The sequence below is a fragment of the Ruegeria sp. AG1 genome (assembly GCF_056541705.1).
Window position 1 is genome coordinate 1 of sequence record NZ_JBQFYU010000019.1, and the last position, 24,799, is coordinate 24,799.

27 protein-coding genes are annotated in these 24,799 nt (G+C 53.0%); 11 read left to right on the forward strand and 16 right to left on the reverse strand.

The features are described 5' to 3' along the window. Positions 1–102 (forward strand): SDR family oxidoreductase (locus ACR0B5_RS21750; protein ID WP_480539838.1); only part of this gene is annotated, 102 nt, incomplete at its 5' end. Positions 103–704: 602 nt separating this feature from the next. Here the strand turns inward: ACR0B5_RS21750 and ACR0B5_RS21755 are convergent. The 6 genes from ACR0B5_RS21755 to ACR0B5_RS21780 all read right to left on the reverse strand — a co-directional run bounded on the left by ACR0B5_RS21755 (position 705) and on the right by ACR0B5_RS21780 (position 3,672). Next, positions 705–998 carry a PepSY domain-containing protein gene (locus tag ACR0B5_RS21755; protein ID WP_170663350.1) on the reverse strand — a complete coding sequence of 98 codons (294 nt, stop codon included), beginning with the start codon at positions 996–998 and terminating at the stop codon, positions 705–707. Positions 999–1,012: 14 nt separating this feature from the next. Beyond that, positions 1,013–1,555, reverse strand: coding sequence for a protein-methionine-sulfoxide reductase heme-binding subunit MsrQ (locus ACR0B5_RS21760; RefSeq protein WP_480543409.1), 543 nt, complete (start codon positions 1,553–1,555; stop codon positions 1,013–1,015). A gap of 183 nt (positions 1,556–1,738) precedes the next feature. After that, positions 1,739–2,281, reverse strand: coding sequence for a luciferase domain-containing protein (locus ACR0B5_RS21765; protein WP_425085870.1), 543 nt, complete (start codon positions 2,279–2,281; stop codon positions 1,739–1,741). A gap of 24 nt (positions 2,282–2,305) precedes the next feature. Beyond that, positions 2,306–2,797: a nuclear transport factor 2 family protein gene (locus tag ACR0B5_RS21770; RefSeq protein WP_425085869.1), complete on the reverse strand. Its 492-nt coding sequence runs from the start codon at positions 2,795–2,797 to the stop codon at positions 2,306–2,308. Positions 2,798–2,861: 64 nt separating this feature from the next. Further along, complete coding sequence (locus ACR0B5_RS21775; RefSeq protein ID WP_170663356.1) at positions 2,862–3,332, reverse strand: ester cyclase; 471 nt, start codon at positions 3,330–3,332, stop codon at positions 2,862–2,864. 13 nt (positions 3,333–3,345) lie between these two features. Then, positions 3,346–3,672, reverse strand: a complete 327-nt coding sequence (locus ACR0B5_RS21780) for a DUF2218 domain-containing protein (protein WP_170556216.1) — start codon at positions 3,670–3,672, stop codon at positions 3,346–3,348. Between the two features lie 95 nt (positions 3,673–3,767). On the opposite strand from ACR0B5_RS21780, the gene ACR0B5_RS21785 reads away from it, so the two are divergent. Continuing rightward, positions 3,768–4,652 carry a LysR family transcriptional regulator gene (locus ACR0B5_RS21785; RefSeq protein WP_170556215.1) on the forward strand — a complete coding sequence of 295 codons (885 nt, stop codon included), beginning with the start codon at positions 3,768–3,770 and terminating at the stop codon, positions 4,650–4,652. 90 nt (positions 4,653–4,742) lie between these two features. Here the strand turns inward: ACR0B5_RS21785 and ACR0B5_RS21790 are convergent, their stop codons facing one another. Next, the gene (locus tag ACR0B5_RS21790; protein ID WP_170663358.1) at positions 4,743–5,816 is read right to left on the reverse strand and encodes a LacI family DNA-binding transcriptional regulator; all 1,074 of its coding nucleotides are present in this window, start codon (positions 5,814–5,816) and stop codon (positions 4,743–4,745) included. Positions 5,817–5,946: 130 nt separating this feature from the next. Then, on the reverse strand, positions 5,947–7,146 hold the full coding sequence (locus ACR0B5_RS21795) for a LacI family DNA-binding transcriptional regulator (RefSeq protein WP_425085866.1): 1,200 nt from the start codon (positions 7,144–7,146) through the stop codon (positions 5,947–5,949). A 23-nt stretch (positions 7,147–7,169) separates the two neighbouring features. Between ACR0B5_RS21795 and ACR0B5_RS21800 the strand changes: the two genes are divergently transcribed. The 7 genes from ACR0B5_RS21800 (at position 7,170) to ACR0B5_RS21830 (ending at position 13,392) form a co-directional block, all read left to right on the forward strand. Continuing rightward, complete coding sequence (locus ACR0B5_RS21800; RefSeq protein ID WP_170556213.1) at positions 7,170–8,438, forward strand: ABC transporter substrate-binding protein; 1,269 nt, start codon at positions 7,170–7,172, stop codon at positions 8,436–8,438. 74 nt (positions 8,439–8,512) lie between these two features. Then, positions 8,513–9,358, forward strand: coding sequence for a carbohydrate ABC transporter permease (locus tag ACR0B5_RS21805; RefSeq protein WP_170556212.1), 846 nt, complete (start codon positions 8,513–8,515; stop codon positions 9,356–9,358). Further along, positions 9,355–10,191: a carbohydrate ABC transporter permease gene (locus tag ACR0B5_RS21810; protein ID WP_170336599.1), complete on the forward strand. Its 837-nt coding sequence runs from the start codon at positions 9,355–9,357 to the stop codon at positions 10,189–10,191. The genes ACR0B5_RS21805 and ACR0B5_RS21810 overlap by 4 nt, the downstream gene beginning before the upstream one ends. Before the next feature lie 23 nt (positions 10,192–10,214). Further along, positions 10,215–11,255, forward strand: coding sequence for an ABC transporter ATP-binding protein (locus tag ACR0B5_RS21815; protein WP_170556211.1), 1,041 nt, complete (start codon positions 10,215–10,217; stop codon positions 11,253–11,255). A gap of 12 nt (positions 11,256–11,267) precedes the next feature. Further along, positions 11,268–12,545 carry an MGH1-like glycoside hydrolase domain-containing protein gene (locus ACR0B5_RS21820; RefSeq protein ID WP_170556210.1) on the forward strand — a complete coding sequence of 426 codons (1,278 nt, stop codon included), beginning with the start codon at positions 11,268–11,270 and terminating at the stop codon, positions 12,543–12,545. After that, the gene (locus tag ACR0B5_RS21825) at positions 12,542–13,228 is read left to right on the forward strand and encodes a D-lyxose/D-mannose family sugar isomerase (protein WP_170659192.1); all 687 of its coding nucleotides are present in this window, start codon (positions 12,542–12,544) and stop codon (positions 13,226–13,228) included. Before ACR0B5_RS21820 ends, ACR0B5_RS21825 begins: the two co-directional genes overlap by 4 nt. Further along, complete coding sequence (locus tag ACR0B5_RS21830) at positions 13,216–13,392, forward strand: hypothetical protein (protein ID WP_170556208.1); 177 nt, start codon at positions 13,216–13,218, stop codon at positions 13,390–13,392. The genes ACR0B5_RS21825 and ACR0B5_RS21830 overlap by 13 nt, the downstream gene beginning before the upstream one ends. A 711-nt stretch (positions 13,393–14,103) precedes the next feature. Here the strand turns inward: ACR0B5_RS21830 and ACR0B5_RS21835 are convergent. From ACR0B5_RS21835 to ACR0B5_RS21845, 3 genes are all read right to left on the reverse strand, one after another. Next, complete coding sequence (locus tag ACR0B5_RS21835) at positions 14,104–14,670, reverse strand: hypothetical protein (RefSeq protein ID WP_170662940.1); 567 nt, start codon at positions 14,668–14,670, stop codon at positions 14,104–14,106. Between the two features lie 364 nt (positions 14,671–15,034). Beyond that, positions 15,035–15,181, reverse strand: a complete 147-nt coding sequence (locus ACR0B5_RS21840; RefSeq protein ID WP_480543415.1) for a hypothetical protein — start codon at positions 15,179–15,181, stop codon at positions 15,035–15,037. A 572-nt stretch (positions 15,182–15,753) separates the two neighbouring features. Next, positions 15,754–15,933, reverse strand: coding sequence for a hypothetical protein (locus ACR0B5_RS21845; RefSeq protein WP_170662936.1), 180 nt, complete (start codon positions 15,931–15,933; stop codon positions 15,754–15,756). A gap of 137 nt (positions 15,934–16,070) precedes the next feature. Here ACR0B5_RS21845 and ACR0B5_RS21850 point away from each other — a divergent pair, with 137 nt between their 5' ends. Then, entirely contained in the window at positions 16,071–16,268 is a 198-nt protein-coding gene (locus ACR0B5_RS21850) for a hypothetical protein (protein WP_480543417.1), read from the forward strand. On the opposite strand, the gene ACR0B5_RS21855 is transcribed toward ACR0B5_RS21850, so the two are convergent. From ACR0B5_RS21855 to ACR0B5_RS21865, 3 genes are all read right to left on the reverse strand, one after another. After that, entirely contained in the window at positions 16,257–16,655 is a 399-nt protein-coding gene (locus ACR0B5_RS21855) for a hypothetical protein (RefSeq protein ID WP_480543419.1), read from the reverse strand. The genes ACR0B5_RS21850 and ACR0B5_RS21855 overlap by 12 nt on opposite strands. Before the next feature lie 704 nt (positions 16,656–17,359). Then, positions 17,360–18,145 (reverse strand): hypothetical protein, encoded by a 786-nt coding sequence (locus tag ACR0B5_RS21860; RefSeq protein ID WP_170334740.1) that lies wholly within the window; start codon positions 18,143–18,145, stop codon positions 17,360–17,362. A gap of 47 nt (positions 18,146–18,192) precedes the next feature. Next, positions 18,193–19,866, reverse strand: coding sequence for a sulfatase-like hydrolase/transferase (locus tag ACR0B5_RS21865; protein WP_480543421.1), 1,674 nt, complete (start codon positions 19,864–19,866; stop codon positions 18,193–18,195). A gap of 276 nt (positions 19,867–20,142) precedes the next feature. Between ACR0B5_RS21865 and ACR0B5_RS21870 the strand changes: the two genes are divergently transcribed. Beyond that, a complete protein-coding gene (locus ACR0B5_RS21870; protein WP_480543423.1) occupies positions 20,143–21,099 on the forward strand; it encodes a helix-turn-helix domain-containing protein in 957 nt (318 codons plus the stop codon). A gap of 266 nt (positions 21,100–21,365) precedes the next feature. On the opposite strand, the gene ACR0B5_RS21875 is transcribed toward ACR0B5_RS21870, so the two are convergent. Both ACR0B5_RS21875 and ACR0B5_RS21880 read right to left on the reverse strand, forming a co-directional pair. Next, positions 21,366–22,694 (reverse strand): hypothetical protein, encoded by a 1,329-nt coding sequence (locus tag ACR0B5_RS21875; protein WP_480543425.1) that lies wholly within the window; start codon positions 22,692–22,694, stop codon positions 21,366–21,368. Then, on the reverse strand, positions 22,691–24,796 hold the full coding sequence (locus tag ACR0B5_RS21880; RefSeq protein WP_480543427.1) for a site-specific integrase: 2,106 nt from the start codon (positions 24,794–24,796) through the stop codon (positions 22,691–22,693). Before ACR0B5_RS21880 ends, ACR0B5_RS21875 begins: the two co-directional genes overlap by 4 nt. Positions 24,797–24,799: the final 3 nt, after the last annotated feature.

Consider the following 24,799-nt stretch of genomic DNA (forward strand, 5'->3'; position numbering starts at 1 on the left):
CCTGATGATTTTGCCGGACCGGTGGTCTTTCTGGCCTCTGCCGCGTCGGACTTCGTCAACGGTGAAATCCTTGTAGTCGACGGGGGCTGGATGGGGCGGTAGCACCGCCAAAATGCACGGCATTTAATCTGACTGAGCATGCTACCAAGGGGCCTACTTGGCTTAGACTTGGAGGAAGAATTTCCTTCGTTGTTCTGACAGAGGGCCTGTTCGAACAAGTTTGGCCTGACCATCGAAACAATAAATACGCGCAAAACGCTAAGATGTTGAACTCAATGGGAGGCGAGTCTCAACAATTCCATCCCATTATTTACGCATTCCGACAGATGTGTCGGATCACTTAATTGCTGGAACTGTGGTCCCAACAAAATCAGTTACTTAGGGTTTTGAGTTTCTGAGACTCTAGAATTCATGGTTTTCTAGCTACCCCAACGCTTCTCGTAGGGCACCTTTGATGCAAGAACTAAGATCCGAGCTCGAGCCGGAGCAGAACAATGAACTTGATCGGCTGTTGCTACGGTTCCCGGCAAAGTGGTTTTGAAAACAGGGTGGAATTCAGACATACGCCGCCTGCGCTAACCACGCGAACTGTCGCGTCAAATGCCGACGTTCATATCACTAGGAGCGTTCGCCTAAGCTAAATCGCCAATTCCAACGAAAGCACCATCTAAAACTTGCGAAAAAACCAGCCAAACCATCAAAATTTAGTCGCCCGCTCGGTAGAGAATTGTGCCTCTCTGGTTGATCAGGCGCACTTCTCCAGTGGAAGGGTGGAAATAAGCTTCAACACGTTTGCCATCTGGCATGCTTCCATAAACTTCCCAACAACCACCATCCTGTTTCATGCGGTTCACGGTCCAACCGTCCGCAGTGATCTTCTCGGTCAGTTGCTCTTTAGTCAGCCAGTTTTCAGCTTCCACCGGCTCACACTGATACATGCCAGTAGCCTGAACCGTTGTCGGAAGTGCAATCGATATGGCCAGAATCCACGTCTTCATTTGCTGTCCTTTCGTTAAGCAGCGCGTGCGCGTCTGCGACTGAGGTTTTTCCAGATTCTGAACGCTTCGAGTCCAGCCAAGGGCACAAAGTGCACAAGTGCAGGTCCAAGGTTGTTGTGGACGAAAACCCAGTGCAGCAGCGTCGCAACTGCTGCCACATAGACCCAGCGTTGGAGCGATTTCCAAGCCGGGCCTAACCTTCGGACGGACCAGTCATTGGAGGTCACCGCAAGTGGTATAAATACGAAGAAAGCGAGCCAGCCGGTCCAAATCCCCAGAGCCAATGCCTCTCCAAGAATGGCCCGAACACTACCCATATCAAACAGATAGAGAACGGTATGGAACGCCGCATAGGCAAACGCACCCACTCCAAAATACCGGCGTCGTTTCATCATCCATTTCCAGAATCTAGAGGCCGGAAACAGCATACGCATCGGCGTGAGTATCATTGCGACAATCAGAAAACGGGCTGAGAATTCACCAGTCGGATGCAGGAGCAGCTCGGTAACAGGTTCACCTTCTCTTCCAGGTTGACCAGATATCAGGGCAAGAACCATCGGAACTGAAGGCAGCGCGATAAGACCCCAAACAAAGTAACGAGAGTTTAATACTTGCCTAAGCACTGAGAACCTCATTGTTGGAGCGTCCACGTTCTAGTTTGAACCTGTCAATAACAGTGTTCCGTCGAAAATTCGCGCGGCTAGTTTCTTCACTTCAGATTGAAGGGACAGAGGGTCAATTCAGTTTGATGATAAGCCCAGGCCCGTCACAAACTCGTATGATGCCTGGACCAGATCAAAAACCACTTCCAATTCGTCCGTGTTCATCGGCGTGAAGATCATGACAAAGCCGCCCCAACCTGGTCTTTGATCTGCCCAGGGATGGCTGACGGCCCATCCTTTTTCGGCTGCCATCTTAGCGAGCGCCGGTGACAGGGACGCATGAAGGCTGCCGTCGGGATGTATGTGGGCAAACTCGCGACCGCCGACGATGACGTCCGGTCGGGCCAGCTTTGTATCTTCAGTGATCCAAAAGCCCAACGCTCCTGGCAAGGACACGACCGTTTGCCTGATCTCAACACCGGGCAATTCCGACACCTTTCCTAGGAGGGCTTCGGATAACTCGGGGACTGGCTTTACGCCAATCTGAACATGCGGGACGCCGTCCGTTGTCCGCGGAATTGGTGTCTCACGCATTGGCAAGTTCGTGATGTCGGCCAGTGCGTGGGAAGCCCCGAAGGTGCAAACAAAGGAAGCTGTCCAAATCAGGCGGTGAACTTCCATGATCCAATCTCCTTTTGACAAGCTTTATCCATGATAGGCTTGGCTGACCGCGAAACTGTCTTCGAACCAATGCCACAAGACGACTTGCCCGTCGCGAACCTTGGCGCGAAGCGCGAAGGAAAACTCGCCGATGTCCTTGCCGGACTTTGTCGTTTTCCCGTTCATCTTACCGAAAACCGCGACAGTGTCGCCGGACGCGAAAGCGTCGGTATTTTCCCACATTGTGGTTTCAAAGTTTGACGAGAATACACTGAGAAACTCAAAAATCGCCTCTTTTCCCTCGGCGCCGCCTACCCAAGGCAATGTAGTGTCACCTTCGTTGTGCCATACCATGTCATCTGCCATAAGGTTGGCCATGCTCTCCATGTCGCCGCTACCCATAGCGCCCATGAATGCCATCACGGTATCAAAACTTGACTGCGTGTCCGCATCACCATCAGCGGCAGTCACCTGATTGCCCAGGGTGGTTGCCAAAGCAGAGAGCCCCAGAACCTTCAAAGCATTTCTACGTTCCATGTCCATTTTCCCTTCAAGACGTCCTGTCCAATTGCTCAGAACCGGAGCTCAATTGATTGTCAGACTATCGACCCGCGAGTTGCTGCAGCGCACCCGCCCAGTCTTCGACGTGGTAAGAGCGAATGATCTTGCCGTCGTTCAATTCGTGGATATCGATTGTCATGATGTCGAAGCTCCGGCCCTCACCGTCGACACCAAACATTGGTCCAACAGGCGTACCGGTGGCGCGGCTGCGGACGGTCACGAAATCCCCGGCCTGATGCATGGCTTGTACAGACCATTCAAGATCCGGAATCAGTTTCCCGAAACCTCCGATTTGGCTTAGGAAGGCTTCGCTGGACTTGCTGGACCCTGAATAGTCGCCGATGCTTTCCCAATTTTCAGAGACTGACGCCTCAAAGGCTGCCACGTGATCTTGTGACGTTGGATTGCTAAGCAAATCATAGAATTTTTGCACGGTCGCGGTGTCGTCCGCCATTGCTCCACCTGCAACTGAAACGAATGCGGCCGAAAGCGCTAGGTTTTTGATCGTCATGTGATGCTCCAATTTAAGGATGAGGGGTGAATTCACTCGTGGTGTCGGGCTGCGTTCCCGCGGTGTGGATCCATTCCAATTCCGGGTTTTCACGGAATGCGAAACGTTCGAGATGATTGGTGACTACTTGAACCACCCGTTCTAGGTTCGCCTGAGAACTTGCGCTGACCAACACGTGCAGACCCGAAGCATCTTGGTTGAGGTCACATCGACCAAATGGGAATTTCACCCAGCCGGTATCCTCGTCGCAACATGCTTCAACCTTACGACCGAAATGGTGACACAAGGCCGCCATATACCGCCCGCCCCGTTGAGTAATAAATGTCGCGTGCAGTTGCATCGGTTTGCTCCGTCTGACTTGCACACAAAATATTTTCGCCGCACTGTTATGAAAATTGTCTAAACTCCGATAAGATAGTTCTGTTTAGCCGAACAATGATTGAGCATCTTAGACATATGGCTATCTTCGCCCGCGTCGTGGATGAGGGCTCGTTTCGCGCGGCAGCAAAAAGTATTGGCCTGGCGCCGTCACGCATCAGCGAAACGGTAACGGAACTTGAGAACTTTCTGGGTGCTACTTTACTCTATCGCACAACACGCAAGATAGCGCTGACCAATGAAGGCCGAGTGTTCTATGCCCGTGTGGTCGACATGATACGAAGCGCTGAAACCGGTTTGAATGAGTTGAACGCGCTGTCGCTTGAGCCTGTTGGCGCGCTTCGAGTTTCTGTACCGGCCTTCATGTCGTCGTCAGAGCTTTTGACCACCATGGGTGAATTTGCAAGACAGTACCCGCATGTGGCGTTGTCTCTGTCGTTTACCGATCATCCTGTAGATCTGATCGATGACGGGTTTGACCTGAATATTCGGGTAGGTTGGCTTGATGACAGCTCGATGATGTCTCGAAAACTGGGTGAAATTGACCGAGCTCTTGTTGCTGGCGCTGAATATGCTGCGTCTCGACCTGAGCCAAAGCAACCCAATGATTTAGAGGACTGGGATTGGATCAGCTATGCCCAGCGGTCTGACACCATCGAGTTTATCGCTCGAAACGGAAGGATCGCGAAGGTGGCAGGTAACCCTCAGATCCAGGTCGATAACGTTGATGCGTTACACCATCTAACACAACAGAACCTTGGTGTTACTGTGTTGCCTCAATATCTGGCCGAACGTGGCTTGAGATCGGGAAACTTTGCACGACTTCTGCCCGATTGGAGGCTGCGCCCACTCGGGATTTATGCGGTGTGGCCAGATCAGTCACGGCGCGAGAATCTGACCGTGCACTTTGTGCGTTTTCTGGCAGAGAACCACCAATATTGAGATCGTTGCGGAACCGAGCAACCCTACTGCTTCCAAACCCGGCTGGCATAAAAACTGATCTCCAAGCAATATTGGTGGTTCCCCTTCTACTCAAGAGCTTGCAATTGAATCCCTATGCCCCACAGATTCTCGACGGACCAGGACTGCTTCTTCGAGATACCCGCACCTAGGGGCGTCCAGATTTTGTATATGGTCCAAGAGCAGGTTTGCCAGTTTGGAACCAGACTTTCGGTAGTCGACCGAATAACTCGTCAATCCAGGGGAGATGCAATCGATCAAAGTGTGATTTCCGAATCCAATTACCGAGACTTGATCACCAACTGGAATCCCGAGTTCTCGGCACGCCGCATACACCCCGAAGGCAACCGTATCACTTGCACACAGAAAAGCGGTTGGGGGGTTGCTTGACGACAGCAGGACTTGAGCAAATTGTTTAGCATCTTGCACGCTTGAACTGCCGTTACTCTGAAAGCCTGGTACTACGGTCAAATCAGATTGGCTCATCGACCGATGGAAGCCATGCAACCAATGATCGGGTTTGATATTGTTTTTATTGAGCTCTACAAACGCAATTCTGGTATGTCCGCTGTCTTTAAGAATGGACAAAGAGTTTGCGATACAACCATCGATATCGACATCGCAATACAGGCTGTCTAAGCCGTCAACATGGCCATAGGTGACAAAAGGCACCCCAAATTCAGTTAACATCTCAATGCGCGAATCGTTAGTCGCCGGAGCGGGTATGATGCAACCATCGACGCGTTTTTCTTGAATGATTAGGCGCTGAATTTCTGAGAGACTATCAAGACCGTTCGTCGAACAAACAGTCAACGTCCAATCGTTTGACAGGAGCTCATTGCTAATCCCTTCAATCAATTCGAGCGTTGCTAGTGCATTAGCTTCCTCATACCACTGCGGCAAAATAATGGCTGCAGACTGGCTCGTACCTGTCTTAATGGATCTGGCGATTGCTGACGGATGGTAACCAAGTTTTTTCGCAGCATCTTGTACTCTTTGCTTTGTTTCCTTTGATATGTCGGAATAGCCGGAAAGTGCTCGTGAGACGGTGCTCTTGGAAAGTCCAGTATGTTCGGACAGGTCTGCAATGGTTGTTACCCTTTGGCCAACCTTCCTTGAGTGCTTTTTCTTGTTTCCATCTGACATAAGGCTGTTCGATAACTACAGGGAAAACGATGTCGATATGCCAGGGTGCAACGCAACGCAAACTAATCCTTCGTTCCACGCGCTGTACGAGTATCGACCTGCTGCTGTAACAGTCTGAGCTGAAACGTTTTTAAGGGTTGGGCACGACTCCTGAAGTTTCTCGCACTTTCAGCGTTGCGGAGTATTCGAGATGCCGAACGGGGAGATTTGGTGTACGCATTCGGTCCAGCAGGATCTCGGCCAAGCGCGTGCCTAGCATTTTGGGATTGATCGCCATGGTAGTAAGGCCAGGGGTAGAGATACTGGCATCCTCGATGTCATCGAAGCCCACGACCGAAAACTCCTGTCCTGGCGTTAATCCGGACCGGATCAATCCCAAGCAAGCTCCAAGTGCGGCAACATCACCATTGCAGACGATGCTTGTCACCTCGGGGTGCTGCTTGCGGAGTGCAGCGATTGCGTCAAAACCGGCGCGCTTGTTCTCCTCACAAGGCCAAACAATTGGCTGAACGCCATCCAGCTGCTTAAGTGCGTCTAGGTATCCCGATATACGCTCTTCACGTACTGATGTTTGCTCGGTACCGCCAAAATAGGCAATGTGCCTGTGCCCTAAGTCGATCAAATGCTGGGTGGCTTGACTCAGAGCTTCGGTGTTCAGAACGCCGACGTAGTCAAGAGACTTTGATACCTTTCGCATGAAGGTGACCGTGGGTACGCTATGAGCCTTTATAAGCTCTAATGATTCTTCGTTTGTGTCGATCGCCGGAACCCATATCAATCCACCTCGACCGAATCTGATACACGCTTCCATAAGACGAGCCTGGCGTTGAAGTTCGTCTTGCGCATCGAGAATCGAAACCATGAAACCTTCAGTTTCAAGAAGGTCTACAGCGCTGCTGACTACTTCAGAATTAAACGGGTTTGCCAGGGTGTTAAGCATAAACCCTATTTCGCGATTTTCACCTGACCGCATGGTGGCCGCCGCATGGTTTGGAACGTAGCGCAGTCGCTTCGCTGCGCTCAGGACTTTCTGGCGTGTCTTCTCTGAAATCCGACCGGTGTCGCGCATCACCTGACTGACGGTGGGAACCGATACGCCCGCTTCTTTGGCAACGCTGGATAGGGTGGGCTTTTTCATCGTGGCAGCAGTTTCTAGATATAACGTTCTTTTAAAATTGCAGGAGGCTAAAAAAATATCAAGTAAATTAAAGCGAATACGAAATGATCTCAGACTTGACTCGTGATATAACGTTGTATCATAGTGCCTCCATTCGCCATAGGCTAATCCAAGTTCGTCGGCGAGGGAGGGAGGTTGCCAGTTTTCGGTCAACCTCAGGCATAACGGAGGAAAACATGTCTATTCATTCGAAACTGGCGGGTGCCGTATCCGGTGTTGCCATGCTTGTTGGTGCCGCTGCCGCACAAGCGGAAACTCTGTTCTGGTCGACGCAGGCCCGACCTGCTGAAGAAGCGCAGGCGATGCGGACCGAGGTCCTCGGCGGTTTTGATGGCGAAGTTGATTACCAGCCGAACGAAGATGGGCCGTGGTTGACCCGTCTGCAAGCCGAGTTGCAAGCTGGTTCGGGCAGCATTGATTTGCTGGGGTCCTTGCATGGCAACTTCTCAGCGATGAACCCCGAAGACCTGATGGATCTCGGCGATCTGGGCGTCACGTCGGCCTCAGACACTTTTAACGACCTGGCCAAGCTTGGAACCGACAGCCTTCACTACATGCCCTGGATGCAAGCGAGCTATATCATGGCCGCGAACACCGAAGCGCTGCAGTACTTGCCTGACGGTGCTGACATTAATGCGTTGACCTATGACCAATTGATTGCCTGGGCGGCCAATGTTGAAGAAGCGACCGGCCAAAAAAAATTCGGCTTTCCTGCGGGTCCCAAGGGGCTGAAGCACCGGTTCTTCCAGGGCTACCTCTATCCGTCCTACACAGATGGTGTTGTGCGTACTTTTGCGTCGCCGGAGGCCGTGACGGCGTGGGAGAAATTCAAAGAACTGTGGAGCCACACAAACCCTGCATCGACCAACTTTTCTTTCATGCAGGAACAGCTGTTGAATGGCGATGCCTGGATCGTTTTTGATCACACCTCACGTCTGGCGCAAGCCTTCAACGAGCGCCCTGACGACTTCGTTGCCTTCCCGGCACCTGCGGGTCCGACTGGTCGCGGTTTCATGCCTGTTCTGGCAGGTGTTGCCATCCCGCGTACCGCGCCAGATGCCGAAAGCGCGAAAGCTCTGGTAACTTTTCTGATGCAGCCTGAGACGCAGATCGCAACCCTAAAGGCAACCAACTTCTTCCCCGTGGTTGATGTTGAACTGCCAGACGATCTGCCGCCTTCGGTCAAGGCAGCAGGCGAAGCAGTTGCAACAATGAGCGGTTCAGCAGACGCCAATCCTGGACTGCTGCCTGCAGGTTTGGGCAGCATGGGTGGTGATTTCAACCGTGTCTATGTGGACACGTTCGAGCGCATTGTTTTGGCGGGGCAACCCATCGAACAGGTTCTGGAAGATCAAAAGAAACAGCTTGAAAAGATCATGAACGAAACTGGCGCTCCCTGCTGGGCCCCTGATGCGCCTTCAGACGGCCCATGTCCCGTCGAATAAATCCAAACAAATAGCTGGGCCGTTTTGACGGCGGCCCATTTCCCAGCATTTTCCCAATTCTAAGGAGCGGTCCGATGGAAGCGCGGCTATTGCCATACTTTCTGATCCTCCCGGTGACCCTGTTTCTCTGTCTATTTTTCCTCTACCCGTTTGTGCTGGTTGCGCAGGAGGCGTTTGGAACTGAGAACGGTTTTTCACTGGATAACTTTCGTGAGGTTGTGAGCTACTGGAAGTTCCCGATTTCGATGAAGAATACATTCCTTCTGGCCGCCGCTGTCGTGCCAATCCAGCTGGCACTGTCCCTTCTGATGGCCACGATGGTTACAAAGATGCAAAAGGGCCGCGATCTGGTCCTGTACATTTGGACCATACCGCTTGGCATCTCTGACCTTGCCGCCGGTATCATCTGGTTGGCGATCTTCGAGCAATCGGGTTTCCTGAACTCGATGATGGTGGGACTTGGTGTCACGGACCAACCTGTGAGCTTGCTTAGCTATCAATCCCCGTGGATCGTCTTCCTAGCGATCATGCTGGCTGAGATTTGGCGCGCGACCGCGATCATGCTTGTGATCCTGGTGGCGGGCATCGGTTTGATCCCGAAAGAATATTATGAGGCCGCCGATGTGTTTGGAGCCTCCCGGTGGAAGCAATTCACACGGATCACCCTGCCAATGTTGCGTCCTTCGCTGCAAACAGCATTGATCCTGCGCGTCATTCTGGCTTTTGAAGTCTTTGCAGTGGTCGCAGCGCTCGGTGGCACGCTCTTCCCGGTGCTCATGGGCGAAATCTATGCCTACCAATTTGACCTGCAAAATGGCGGTGGAGCAGCTGCACTGGCGATCATCGTTCTGATCATCTCGATCGTCTTTACTCTGCTCATCATGCGCGCACTACGTGTCCCGAAAGGAGCAACGATATGACCGCTGTAGCTGATGTTGTAGCCCCTGACGCCCGCAAGGCGGGCAGGGGGATCTACCGGGCCGGAGTGATCTTGTTGTGTGCCTGGGTGATCGTACCGCTCTACCTATTGTTCGTGAACACGATGTCTTCACCGGAAACGGTGAACAGCTTCCCGAAAAGCTTCATTCCGGAGTTCAATATGGGATCCATAAACTTCTTCATGGGGTTCCAGGGGATGCTGATGGCTTTGTGGAACTCGGTGGTGGTTGCAGTGCTGACGATGGTGATGTCAATCACCATCGGAGCGCCGGCTGGCTACGCCCTCTCTCGGTTTGAGTTTCGCGGGAAAGAGCTGTTCCGGCTGCTGATCTTGCTGACGCGGGCTTTCCCGCTTCCGCTTCTGGCGCTTCCGCTTGCGGTTCTCTTTATCCGCACCGGGCTGGATGACACAGCCTTTGGCCTGTCTCTTGTGCACACGACCCTGGCGATTCCGTTCGCGGTGCTGATCACCTTCTCGCTTTTCTCGGGCATTCCGTTGGAGCTGGAGGAAGCTGCCTGGACATTGGGCTGCACGCGTTTGACCGCATTTACCAAGGTGATCCTGCCTTTGGTGCTGCCAGGTATCACGGCCTCGGCGATCTTTGCCTTCGTGATTTCTTGGAACGAAGTATTCGCGGCCGCCGTGCTGACCATCGAGAACCGGACGCTTCCCGCGTTCCTATTGCAGACATTGGGGGAAGCTCCGTTGCACCTGAAATTCGCAGGCGGCTTCATCCTCGTGGTGCCTGCGCTGATCTTCATCTTCGCTGTGCGCAAATATCTCTTTGCCATGTGGGGCATCGCCAACCGCTGAGCGGTGGCTGAAAGGAAACTGTTATGGCTGAAATTCAGATCAAGAACGTCGCCAAGAGCTTTGGGTCTTACCAAGCTCTTCACGACATCAACCTGACCATCGCAGACCAGGAATTTATGGTTCTTCTTGGGGCCTCGGGCTGTGGTAAGTCTACTCTTTTGCGTATCATCGCCGGACTTGAGACAGCTACTACCGGTGAAGTTTGGATTGGAGGGCGTCGTGTGGATCACCTATCGCCCAAGGATCGCGGCATTTCGATGGTGTTCCAGAATTATGCGGTCTTTCCACACCTGACGGTGTTCGAGAACATTGGCTTTGGTCTGCGGATGCAGAAACTGCCTGATGACGAGGTCAAGCGCCGGGTCGAGCGTACCGCTGGTTTGATGCATATCGAGCAGCTCTTAAAGCGCTATTCGGGCGAGCTGTCAGGCGGACAACGTCAGCGTGTGGCGGTTGCCCGGGCGTTGGCAATGGAACCTGATGTGATCCTGATGGACGAACCGCTTTCGAACCTCGACGCACTGTTGCGGATGGAAATGCGGGCTGAGCTAAAAGGTGTTTTGGCCGAAAGCAAAACCACCGCCATCTACGTGACACACGATCAGGTCGAAGCCATGTCAATGGCTGACCGGATAAGCGTTATGCATCAGGGCAAAATCGTTCAGGCAGCCTCGCCTATCGAGGTGTATAGGGATCCAGCGGCCGAGTTTGTGGCCAGTTTTATCGGCAATCCACCGATGAATTTCCTCCCCGCTGAAGCTGCGGGCTCTGGTCGCTGGACAGTGGCGGGACAGAGCTTTGATGGACCGGCAAGTGGCAAAAATCTGAAGTGGGCCATTCGCCCGGAAGATCTGCGCATCACGGATGCAGGCTTTGCAGCACGCGCCAAGGTTGTTGAGCCCTTGGGCGCACATCTGCTGGTAACCTGTGATGTCGACGGGCACCAGTTCCGCGCTGTTCTGGACAGTGAGCTTAGCGTGAAGCCCGGCGATGTACTTACGCTGGCGCCCCAAGAGGGCAGGGGGCGTTGGTTTGACCCAGAAACCACTTTGGCCGTCGCCTAAAGGAGAAGCACAATGAGCCAAGCGCTGATTGATCAGGCCCGCAAAGTCATGGACGGAAATGACCGGGGCAGCTACACCGTGCCCACCCATGGTCTCTACCCCTTCCAGTGGAATTGGGACAGCGCTCTATCTGCGCTTGGCTTTTCACACTACGATATTGATCGGGCATGGGTCGAAATCGAGACCTTAATGGCTCATCAATGGGCCGACGGTATGGTGCCCCATATCATTTTCCATGAACCTGATGATGGGTATTTCCCTGGCCCCGACGTTTGGGGAACAAACCGAGACGTACCCACGACAGGTATTACGCAGCCAGCCGTCGCTGGCTTTGCCTTGCGCAAGATTTTTGATCGCTCGGAAGACAAAGTTCTAGCGCATAGGCGGCTTGCTAATCTACTGCCCAAGATTCATGCCTGGCATAAATGGTTTTACGAGCATCGTGATCCCGAAGCCTCTGGTCTCGTTGCGATCATCCACCCGTGGGAATCTGGGCGAGATAATTCAGTAGATTGGGACGAGGCGCTAGAAGGCGTTCCCATGGAGGGGGTCGCATCATTTACACGGCGCGATACAACACACGCCAACCCTGATCATCGTCCGACGGACGAGCAGTACCGAAGGTATATCTGGTTGGTCCAAACCTTTCGACGTTTGGGTTGGGACAACGCACTACTTCATGACGCTTCGCCTTTCCGCCTTGTTGATCCGGGGTTTAATGCCATCCTGATACGATCCTGCGACGATGTCGCGGAGCTCGCCGAACTCATAGGTGATCCCGATATGGCCCTTGAAGCACGTGCGATGGCGGCAAAGGGTCGTGCGGCGATGGAAAGTCTTTGGAACCCAAAGCTTGGGCAATACACATGCTACAACCGCGCTGCGGGAATTTTGCAGGACACGCCTACGGTCGGCGGAATACTTGCGGCGTTTGCACAAGTGCCAACTGCACGTGCTGAAGCTTTGGTGGCAAGGATCAACTTGTTGTCCCAGCGGTGTGTTTACTTGGTGCCGAGTCATGATCCTGCGGATAGCTCCTTTGACAGCAGGCGCTATTGGCGAGGACCATCATGGCTCATTGTGAACTATATGATCGCCGATGGTCTGATCCTGGCGGGCCAAGAGGCTATGGCACAACGTCTATTAGCAGATAGCATGCGTCTGATCGAGAAAAGTGGCTTTGCGGAATACTATGATCCGATCAGCGGCGAACCGTGTGGTGGCGGAGACTTCACCTGGACGGCTGCAATGGTAATCGAAACCCTTAAAATTCAAAAAGTTCCCGCATGAAACGCTCGCGCATCAACGAGATTATGGCGCATGCAGACGACGTAATTCGCTCTCACGGTTTCACGTTGCCACCTTTCGCCTATTGGACACCCGAGGAGTTCAAGGCACGCGAACGTGACGCCCGACACGTCATAGACGCGCGTTGCGGCTGGGATATCACTGACTATGGTGACGGTGATTTTGATAGGATGGGCCTGTTTCTCTTTACGCTGCGTAACGGTCTACAGAGCGACTTAGCCAAGGGCGGTGGCATGTGCTACGCCGAGAAACTGTTGATATCACGGCAGGATCAGCTGTCGCCTACGCATACGCATGTTCTGAAAGCCGAAGATATCATCAACCGCGGCGGCGCAACTTTGGTCGTGGAACTTTACGGCTCGGATGATACCGGTGGGTTTGCAGAAGACTGTGGCGGTGTGGTCTGGTTAGACGGCATCCGCCACAACTTTGGTCCGGGTGAGAAACTGCGCTTGGAGCCCGGTGAAAGCGTCACTTTACGCCCTGGTGATTGGCACGCGTTCTGGGGCGAAGGTGGGGATGTTCTGATTGGTGAGGTCTCGACCGTCAATGACGATGAAACAGACAATGTATTTCGTGAGCCCATTGGACGTTTCTCTAAGGTTGAGGAGGATGCTTCACCAACACATCTTTTGGTCAGCGATTACTCAAAATGGCTTGGCTGATTGATGAAACCGACAGCGACGATCTGGCTCTGGAATTGGAGAGTTCCTTATTGAACGATCTGAGCCGCCTGCTGTCACAAGGCGTCAATTTGGCATTTGAACTTGTCTACCAAAAAGATGGAGTTCTGAAAGGCGGGCTTCCGAGTACAACATCTGGCGGTTGATTCTCCGTGCGAAGCCTAAGAGTGCATTGTCGGCTAATCACAACGGATTTGCTGGAGGGTTTAGTAGAGGTGTCTCACATCGCGACTGCAAAGCGCATACAACAGTTATTCGAGAGAGAAACACCGAGGCAGGTTTTGTCCGCAGACCGTTGGTTCGCCGGGCACTCAAGTTTGCAGCTGCGGCGAATGGCGGCTTTGTTGGACCACATTGAAGCGATCACCGATTTTGTTTAGCGGCAGGTTTGGGCCCAGTGCTGGCGCAGAGCATTGTGCTGATCAACCAAACTCAAGTAAGATACACTGCGCCGGTTTCCAGGTTGCTAAGAGGCTCACTGGCGTTCATTTGACTGAGACTTGAAGCGCCTGAACCATCGAAACATTAAACAAGCGAAAAAACCTAAGGTGTTGAATTCAATGGGAGGCGAGTCTCAATAATTCAGTCCCATTATTTACGTACTCCGACAAGATGGTTATGAAAACAACCCAAAACGCAGAAGCTAAATTATGTTAAATATTTAGGAGATATACACCATGCAGGCCGCCCAATGTTTCGGCGCAAGTTTCTATCTCAGGCGGCCTCGTAAAACCGGGATCGAATGACCCCAGCTCCAAAGTATCGAGGCGTAGGAAGAACCAGCCGAGTACATTCTCGCCGGCGGTTTCCGGAGCGCCACTGATACCGCACTTACGGCGATGAATTGAGGTCAGGATTCACCAACTCCAATCTACTTTCATTTCGACGAGGATTCGTCGCCCGTCACCGAAGTCCTTCGGACGTGCGTCACATGGATCTTCGGACCTGCTATCATAGTAACAACTGCTGGGAACAAACCCCGGGACACGGGCGCGCTCAAGTGACATCAAAGTGTCTTCGTGAGGTCTGCTGAGGCCCTGGCGGAAACTTGCGCCAGTCTCCAGGTTATGTCGCAGCCAATATCCGATTTCGGCTTTTTTGCCTGATTTCACATAAGCGTCTATGAGGGGTGCTGGCAGACTGGTGCAATCGGCAAGAATTTTGGTGAACGAAGCTGTCCAATCATCGTTCTCTTCGGACGATTCAGAATGCGAACTCCAGCCCAGATACTTTGACGTATCGAGACGTTCCGACGCGATCCATTCGAGTTCGATCGATTCATCGCCCAAATCGTCATAGGGAGCGATCTCATCATAGATTAGATCATACAGGGCGCTTGTAATTTCATCGAGCGTTGCGCCCGATTGGACGTTCAGTTGTGCCTCATCGAACAAGACGAACTTTGGCGTGTTTGGGTTACCCATCGATTTACACTGTGTATACAAGTGGTTAAGGGTGATTGCAAAGACATGCTCTTTGCTGCAGGAAGAAAGTTGGTGTGTTTGGATTTTCCGGAAATCGATTTCGGAAAAAATTCAACTTTTTTGAACGTGGTCTTACTGGCGGCCACATCGCGCAGATGGCGCAACTGGAAGATTGCAGGAATAGGAAAACGAACTGACCAATCACTGGACCTCACAAAAACGGGGTCAGGTGAATGATCAGTTCGCGTCTCTATCCCTGTCATCCGATCATCAGACAGAACCTCTGATCCGGATCGCAGAAACATCAGACCAATGGCGGGGTTGTCCTAATTCGACCAACCCAAAAAAGCGTCAACGGGCAGCTTTAGATCGGGCAATCCACATCTTCATCCACTTGGGCGATTTCGCTTTCTGAAATGATCTCGCCAATCTTGAGCATTGCGTCCAACGCGGAATCCAGTCGATCGGTCATCTCAGACGGATCATCCGGCAAATTGTGATTGGGGGGCATGGTAGGCGACTGTTGTAAATGGGATAGCCATTCAATTTTTTTCATTTCTTTTCATTAAGTTATCCCTTGTGCTTTCGCCTGAGAGAAATCAATTAGGGGTAAGGGGGAGGATTTTTTGAACCGTCGCGGGTGAGGTTCAAAAAATCCTCCCCCTTACCTCCTTGAGACAAGAGTATCTGATGATGCTTCCTTAGCAGATAAGCAGGTCGCGCTTTTCTGTTCAGGTGTGTTCGAAATCATGGATCCGTGGGCCCCATCGCCCGAGGAGTCGATCAAGCTAACGTTGATCGAACTCTGGCGCGTCAGAAATCCGTGTAATTTCCTGATCGATGTCCAGCAACCATTCTCTAACGACATCGGCACGCCAACCAGGCAATAGGCATGGTAGAGCCGTGTAGATCATGGATCTTTTCGGATCTTGAACCCCTGTCAGATGGATCCCAATTCGCAGGCGTGCAAGCCAGTCAGGTCTTTACAGAAACCTACAGCCGCTCAAGCCAAGCCAGACCGACTTCAATCGGCCAAGACCGGAGAGACTCGAGCTCGAAGGTGCAAAACGATGAAAAGGTTCTTTAGCCAGACACCAGTTCATTCAGCAAATGATACGGTGCTGTTTCGCGGAACTCGGATATGAGATCAGGATCTTTGATGCGACCCCGTCCAGCGGTCTCGAGCAGATGACGCACATAGACGAACCCGGCGATGGTAATGCCGGCACCTGCGATGTTCAGTGCGATTTCTAATACCGTCATCTGACTCTATCCTTCAAAAATGCACGTGCGCATAATTCCCTTGTTGCACCAAGCCCGTAAGGCGTCACCAAATTATTTCTATTTATTATAGCGGCATGACATAGGAGCACAAAGAGAACAGCGTTGTCAGCAAGTGCTTGAAAGCAGCGCTCAAGGGCAAACTGTCGCCAAATGACCTCACCGAGGAGGAACACGGAATATGGGCGGGCGAGTTCATTGAAAAGATGGCATGTCCGAGTTCAGAAGCAATAGTTTTCTACGCCGATCTTCGGCATCGCGGGATCGAAGTCGGGATGGACGGCGACGGAAAGTTCAAACACGGGTTAGATAAATGAACGATCGAGCAAAATGGGTCTCAGAAGCGCGGGCCGGTGTAGAGGCTGAGCACCGACGTCTGGAAAAAGATGGACCCTCACTGGATCGGTATCGACGTCCGGTTGCCGAGATTTCTGCCGCAGATCATAAAAATGGATCTTTGTAGTTCGAATGCTTTGCGCAGCGTTCGTGCATTTATCACTTGAGCCACCCTCTTCACCCTTGGCAGCACCTTCGGCAACGACGCTACGGAGATACTCGATCTCAGCCCCAAGCATCTCATCAGGCAAGTTTGGAAATGCTTCGAATACATTCTCGCCTGTGTCACTCGCAGCAAAGTTCGCCATCTCGTGAATGCCTTTGATAGTTAGAATGTCGCCGCAGGAGGAGTTGTCCTGCGTCTTCAAACCGCCGATCGTTTACTTCGTAAAAAAATTTTGGTGTTGAACCTTGCCCCGACTTGGCCTGGCGCGTTGAGGAAGTTACGGCGGTCAACGGATTTTGTTGAATAGGGGCACCGATCACCCCATGCGGGTGATGTCCTCCCGTTTTCAACAGGGTGCGGAAGATGTGGAAATTCCGGCGATATGCGGCGATGGGCGAAGCGCTAAAACGTTGGCGCGACAGAGGTCCCGGGCAAACATACGAGATCTATGTCCGCGGCTTATCAGCCGTTGGCACAGCGCGAAGCGAAAGTGTTGGAAGATTCTATTTTGACCAATGCTGCACGATGCTCCAATGACAGCAAAGCGCAGAAAGCGGACTTTGCAAAGTCTTGGGTACAGATCGTATTAGAAGTCTATTTTCTCAGAACTCTGGGCCTAAGCATCGATGGCTGGGGATTAGAAGCGCGAACGACGGATTCAGTTTCAAGGTTCAAATCCACCTCAGCGGATCGCCCAGAGACTGTTGATCTTCCCCGAGTTCAGAGCGGAGTGAACAGATAGAATGATGCGGCGTGACGCCAATTTATTTCCTACCGACCCGGAGCGGGCAGGGATTGGCTCAAGGCAGTTCCAGGAAGGGTCAAGATAGACGCAGAAAACAAATGGCTGAACAGAGTTCTGGACTGTGACATAGATGATCTTCGCCGAGGTTGGGTGTGGGTGAACTAGTAGTTGAAACGCAAACCTAAGCCGGCACCTTTATCGTAGGGGCGGTCGGAACCTATACCGATGAGGAAATCAGCATAAATTGCGATGCCAGGACTGAGGTTCTTGCCAATCTGGAACTCAGCGGTCGCTGGCCAAGCATCGTTCTCCCAGTCATATGGTGCTTTGATATCAGCCTTGGCCCAGTACCCATCGCCAAACGGTTGTAGCGCAATCAACCGCATCGCGGTTTGGTTTATGTCCGTCGGGCCATTGTATGATGCAAAATGCTGGAGCAGTGGGATCAGCGTCAGCCCTGATTTCGTGTTTGCAAAGGCGAACCCGCCAAAAGGCGCAATTTGATCGGACCCGGTTCCGATCCCTTTTTCCGGGTCGCCAAAGTCCAGTATCCACTCCAGACCAATGGCCGACTTGATGGCCCACGTTTCGTTGAGCGGTCTCTGAGAAGGGAAATAGATCGCTTTGAGGCTCAATTTCTCAAAGTCAGTGAACCGAGTTCCAGTCACATCCGTTGAGTTGTAGTGCAACTCATATTTCAGTTTCAGATCAGGCCGCAGCATGTATGCGCCATCTATAAAGGCGTCCTGCTTGTCAGCACCGTTGCCCAAATCAAAATACTGATACCGGATGTCCGTGTTATTGACTGCGGCCAAAGGGTTTGAAGCGTTTTCATCGGCGATTGCTGAGGCCGCAACAATGCCAGTCGCCAATGCAAGGACAAGCGCTTGGATTTTCATATTGTTTCCAGAATTTTTGTTGTGGATGCCAAGCCCCACATCAAGCATATTATCATCTGATGCGGGGCTTGCATGACTCTTATCAGCTTCACCTTTTAGTCGGGCTGAATGTCCCGCTTGGCGACAAAGGCATCCACCGCTGCGACGGTTTCAGGACGAAGGTTCACGATACCTTCATAGGGACGTCCAGTCGCGGCCGGTTGATCGGGGTACATTTCCTTGAATTTCAGGTGGCGGGCAATAATGCGGTTAAACTCGTGTCCAGCCCATGCTCCGATCTCGGTCGATACGCTCTGTTCTTCGCGGGGGTCGCGGAACAGGTTGTAGAACTTGGCCACGATAGCATTTTCACCTTTGGCCGGAACTTTGAGTTTGATGTGTTCTTTTACCACCTCTTTCAGCGAATTGATCGAGTAGATCAGTACATGATCCCTGCGCCCATGCGTATCGCCAATAAACATCAGGGACGTCTGATCGACACCGTCAATGATCCGGTCGCGGGGGATGGCATCCATCGCTCCGCCGATACGCGCAATTGACGTGAACAAATCAGAGATATGAATAATGTCAGATACTATCGAGTCTCCCTCGATCAAGCCGGGCAGGCGGGCAAACGCGTCCACCCGAACGCCTCCTTCGGACGTATCGGCCTTGCCGCCGCGGAAGACCAGCGGCGAAAACCCACTGCCGGGGGCATATTTGGTGAAGTGACCGTTGTCGCCCATCAAAACGATTAGGGTATTGTCCCTGAGCCCCAGCGCATCGACTTCGTTCAGAATGACCCCGATCCATTCATCCAGCTCTTCCATGCTTTCAACGAATGTACCGCCGTTGGGTGTCGTGAACGCCTCTCTCGTCGTGCGCGTTGTCGACAGAGGGACAAGCGGCCAGTATTGCAGGAAGAACGGTTCCTCCCGTTCTGCTAGCAGGCGCAACTGTTCCATCGCCTGTGCCTGATAGCGGATGTTCATTTCATTATATTTGTCCTGGGTCCATTTCTCACCCGGTTCCATATGGACTTCGCGGACCTCCCCGCCAATAACAGCTTCAAGGCCGGTAATCATGTGTCCCGGATCAGGGCGAAACCAATCATCCAGCGTGTATTTGGAGTTGTAGTTGTCTTCCCCTATGGCCATGGTGATTTCTTCCTTGGCTGCATCTTCGTTGAAGATGGCCAACTGGCCCTGCTGATGGATGGGGAACGCGGCGTAGTCAAAGCCCTGATAAGTAGGCCAGGATTCCTGAATGTCGCCCATGTGCCATTTGCCAACATGCGAGGTGTTGTAGCCTACGGATTTCAGAACTTCGGCAATTGTGACTTCTTCATCGGCAAGGCCAAAACCTGAAATATCGACGGCGGTATCGCCCATCCCATTGCGATACGGCTGGCGACCCGTCATGAAGGCGACACGCGACGGTGTGCAGGACGGCTCGGTATACATGCGCGCAAACCGCATGCTTTCCTCTGCGAGCGCGTTGATATTGGGCGTCGAATACCCGCGTATCGCGTTCATCTCGGGCATACCCATGTCGCCAAAACCCATATCGTCAATAAGGATGTAGAAGATGTTTGGGGGGTTCCCTCCGTTTTTCTCACGAAAATCGGCCAGCAGTTGGTCAACCTGTGCGTCGTTCTCGACCCAAACGGCTTCGTTTTGCTGCTTCAGCACATAGTATTCCGCATCATGCACGATATTGCTGTTCTGAGCTGCCGCCGTGATAGCGGAGCCGGCAAAGACCAGCGCGGAGAGGAACAGTTTTGATTTCATGAGATACCCCTGTTTCATGATTTACTTGTTTTCAGACCTTCAAGGATCAGATGATGGCAAAAGGTCGAAAGGGAGAGTTCGCTGTCTTCAGCCTGTGAGCGCAACAACTCTTTTTCGCTTTTGGTTAGCAGCGTTACGACGCGTTCGGTGCGCGCAGTATCGTCAGGCAACGATGGGCGTCCGAACCTCTTCCCTCTCGATTTGTCTGCTTTGTCTTGCAATTGTCCAAGCCTACATATTCGAATAACATTTCATGAAAACTACCTGCGGGGCGGAATGGACGACATCAAAAAACGATCAGCCCCCAAAAAAACCTGCGCCCCAAACACACTTTTTTTGCAGGACCCTTCGCAATTCCGCGAGCTGTCCCAATGGGATGTCGAGCTACGCCAAATTGAAGAGGGAACTATGAACTCTTCGGTATCCGTTTGGGCAGGTCTTGACCTTCAAATAATTGATTTGTCGTTTGATAAGGCTGTGTACCAAACCGGTGTTTCTCGCCCTGACATTCTAGCGTTTGGCTTACCAGACAAAGGGAGTGTACGGACTTGGCTTAACGGCTCACCCTCAGACACCGCTCTGATGAATTTTGGTAGCGGAGACCCTTTTGAAGGCGTGAGCAATTCAACGCTCACAGGCCTGACCTTTGGCATCGACATCCGAAGGGCTCAACGGATCGCCGACGATTGCGGTCTTGATATCAGCACCGTGCGAAATGACGCTTTTAGATCTTTCGTTAGCGACGCTGGCAAGCTTCATTCCTTAGTCAAAAACAAAGCGCGCTTTCTAATTGGATCAGCGGCCGGACCAAGCTCTGATAGTGAAGAGAGTGATATGATCTTAGAGCTTCTGGAAATGCTGGTGGTAGGCGAAAAATGGAGTGATCGGCGAAACAGTAAAAACAGAACCCGTTTAGCACAACAAGCCGTTGAGTTCATGCGGGCCCATTTGATGGATAACGTTTCAATCGGTGAAGTATGTGCAGATATTCAGGTATCCGCATGCACTCTTCGTCGCGCGTTTCAGGAAACATATGGGGTGAGCCCCAAGCAGTTTTATCTAAGAGCCCGTCTCGGTGCTGTGCGCCATGAACTGGTATCCTGCTCGCCAGAGGAGAGTATATCAGACATCGCAAACGCTTACGGATTTTGGCATATGGGTCAGTTCGCGCGAGACTACAGAGCACTCTTTGGACAACTGCCGACACAAACGTTGTCAGGCAAAATGAACTGAAACAGAGCTTGGCAGTACGCGGTCTAACTTGTCCGCAATACTAGAATTGCAAAGTCGGATTTTGAAGGTCCGCTTAGGGCTGAGACCGGTCCTCAGCAACCGTTGAGCCTACGGCAACTTTGTCCACGTTTTCCAGTTCGCTCGAGCCGCAGCGAACGCCAGGATTGGGGAATCTGGTTGCAACCGCTCGCTTCTGTTTCCCCACTCATTTGTCACTCCTGGTCAAAAAAGATCACCGCAGGGCGCCGGCGTTTTTGAATGCCGTATCAAAGGTCAAGATCAACGCCCGCTCCTTTATAGGATGACAGTAGAGCACCAAACTCCTCTGCCGCCTGAATGCCTTCCGAATGATCGTAATGTCGCGCCACGGTTGCCTGCGACCTGTGACCGAGCAGCGCGGCGGCGGCACTGCCTGTTGCAGTCATGGTTTCGCTGGCCTGCGTCGCCACGTTGTCGCGCAGCCGATGAATCGATATGCGGGTTCCGAAGGCCTTTTCGGTCATATTGCCGGTCAATCGACCGATCTGTTTTTCACTAACTGCGGTGTTCCGAGATTTGATAGATGGAAACACCGCGCAACCGTCATCGAAGATCGGGCGAAACAACTGACGATACTCCTGCAGAGCTTCCGCCAAACGCGGATTACGCAGGCTGCGTTCATACGGGGCACCCTGTTTTCGATCTTCCGGCAGTTTCAGCATAGACGCCGGAATGCGGATGCAGACGGTCTCGGCATCTTGAAGGCAAAGACTGCTGCCGAAGGAAAGGCACGACAAAGCCCGGGCCCGCTGCGGCAAGGCGGTTCCGATGGCGAGGATCAACCCGTTTCGGAACTGCCGCGCGGCATCCAATCCCCGCATCTGGGAGGACCGGGCGTTTCCGATATGCTGGAACCCGAGATCCCAGATTGCTGTGGCGCCAACGAGTTGCGCACCTGTCTTTGTCACCGCGCCCTCCTGGTCTGCCCGGTTACGCCAATCCGCGACGACAAAACTACAGGCCGCGGAAGAAAATCCCGGCTGAACCAGGCCAATCCCGCTCAGAATGCGCGACTGATAGTCTGCGACTGTGCGTGCAGTCACAGTTCGCCCATCTTCCAGATCAGCAAACAGGTGACGCCCGAAAGCGTCCAATGAGGACCCCGTCGGCGCCAATGAACACCCGCGCTCCGAACAATACGCGGCCCATCGCTTCAAGGAACGGATGACGTTCAATGTGTGAGACGCGCTCCACAACGTCTGGCCCAACACGCGTTTTCCCTGTTTGGACAGCGCTATCTGCCCGGCGATAGGAGAATGCCAGTGTTCGGGCAGCTTTTGAAGCAACGCTGCGGCCTCGGCCCATGCAGTCTTGCGCGGAGGTTTCTGCGACACTCTATGCTGGCGCAAGACCTGACCAAAATGCGCGGTCTGCTCCGGTCCCCACTTGGTCTTGGCCACTTGTTGAACATAGGCGAACTCGGCCAGGGCCGTGTCGCCTATTTCCGACTGCCGTTGCGACAGATGCTCCGAGAGCTCAGAGCGAACGGGAACTGAATCGCTGGGAGATGATCCACGGATATTTGCGAGCAGACGCAGATGAGCGTTGATTATCATCCAAACCTCCTTTTTGTGTCGCGCTTTAACGACTTGTCTTGGGATTTCTCGTTCAGCGTTTCCTGCCATTCGTCCAGCAGCAGGTCTTCATCCAGCTCGGCATAGTAATCGAGCGTAGTTTGCAGGTTTTTGTGCCCCAGCAGACGCTGGACCTTCGGAAGATGATCCGAACTGTCTTTCAGCCAGATCCACCCAATCAGATGGCGATAGAGATGAGGGTGGATCAGAACACCAACGTGCTTCGCCAAAAGTCGCGTAACCCGCTTGAGAAGCGTGCTGTAATGCGTGCCGGTATCCCCCCGCCCTTGGCCCGGAAACAGATAAGGGTTCTGCCTGTCTCCGGATTTTAGGGTGTGGGGACGAAGTTCTTCCAGATACTTCCGGAGCAATCGGCTCGTGCTTTCGCTGAGCAGGATCGGTAGATCCGCATCCCCCTTCCCGCGCATTTTTAACTCGGCCGCAGGCACCGTCAGACGGGCCACATCGCCATGCCAGGAAATCCAGTCCAGCCTTGCACGTAGGACATTGTCGCTGCGTGGGGCCCGGCTCATGAGGATGTCATGCGCCAGCGCGGCCATCACGTCCCGGATCAACTCCGCATCCATGACGTCGATCTTTGTCGGCAACGTACCCGAACTTGCCTTGTGCGCCTTGCGGCGGCGATCAACCTCATCGTTTACCGCAGCGATGATCGATCCCGAGAGCCGGGTTGTCTCGATGACTCGGGTCTCGGTAAACTGCTGGAGTTTCGCTTTGTTGCGCGGTGCGATCCCGGAAATACCGGTATCATGCAGTCTGATGAGATCAGCGATGTCCTTTAGATCTTCAGGGGATCGGCAAATGTATCCGGCCGCGATCTTGCGCATGGATTTGAGAACACTGGCAACATAGTCACTGGGATAATCGCCCTTGTTGCTATCCGCGAGCGCCTCAGCACCAACTTCCAGAAACTCGGGATCGGTCAGCTCTTCGAATGTCTCGGGAACAACGTCCGTTGCGGCGATGATGGCCTTGGCCATGGATTTGACATAGCCACGGCGCCGATAGAGAGTCGAGGCGTTCCAGCAGTCCCTCCCAATCAGAAACCCGGCATCCGCAGCCACCGCGGGCACGGTGTTGCGATTTGATTTCCCAGGTTTCTTCAGGCGATCTTGCTTGGCATTGCGCAGCCGGGCTTTCTTGTCGGAAACCGGAGCTTCCAGCGCATCAAGGGATGCAATGAACTCCGAGCGGGGCTGGCCATCGCGTGACATTTTCCCTGTCACCCAGGGTGCGACGTGGGTTTCAAATTCTGCCAGCAGTGGCGCGATCAACGCCTCATCGACACCGAACTTGTCGCGACTATCTTGAAATGGGTGATCTGCGGCGACGAAACCGAATCGCGAAAGATCTGCATGCGCCGACAGCTTGCCCAGCAAGGTTGAGATTTCGCACACATGTTTTTTGCAACTGTCCTCTCCCTTGGAGGAAACCTCGACCCGGTGACGATAATAGTCTGCCAGGGTGTCAGTGGAAATCGCGCGTGGGTCGATAGTTTCGTCGTGCAGGAAAACCAGGAACGGTCCCGATGCGACCTTGGACGACTTGGGAAGGTCGCTGGCCTGGATGGCTCTGTACGCTTCCCCATACATCCCTCCGATATCATCGATCCGGCGGTGTCGCTGGCGCGATTGACGACCAGCCACGGCGTTCACCAATGCGGATCGATAGGTTGCGAAACTGCCTTTTGTCAGATTGACGCTTGCAGGACCGTTGCGATCGAAAAAGTCGATGACGTCCTGCTTGCAGGCCACTTTCAGCTCCGGTGTCCAACCCGCGTTCCGGCAGAGCCATTTCAGCCGTGAGACGAGGCTGGTGTCGCCTTTGACCTGCGCGTTGGCGATAAGATCGGCATAGGTTCGCGGCGGCTCTTTTCCGAGACTGAGAAAATCACGACCCGTCGCTTCAGACAGCGCCACAAGCGTGGTGTGGCGCGGCCTGAGACCGGGAATATTGAGGATGTCTGCGACCGCCTTCGCGTTCAGCCCTGCGCGCAGCGAAAGCGCCCGTCGGGACTCTCCACTTGTCTCGAGATATGTCTTCAATTCCTGTGCAGGGGTCATGAT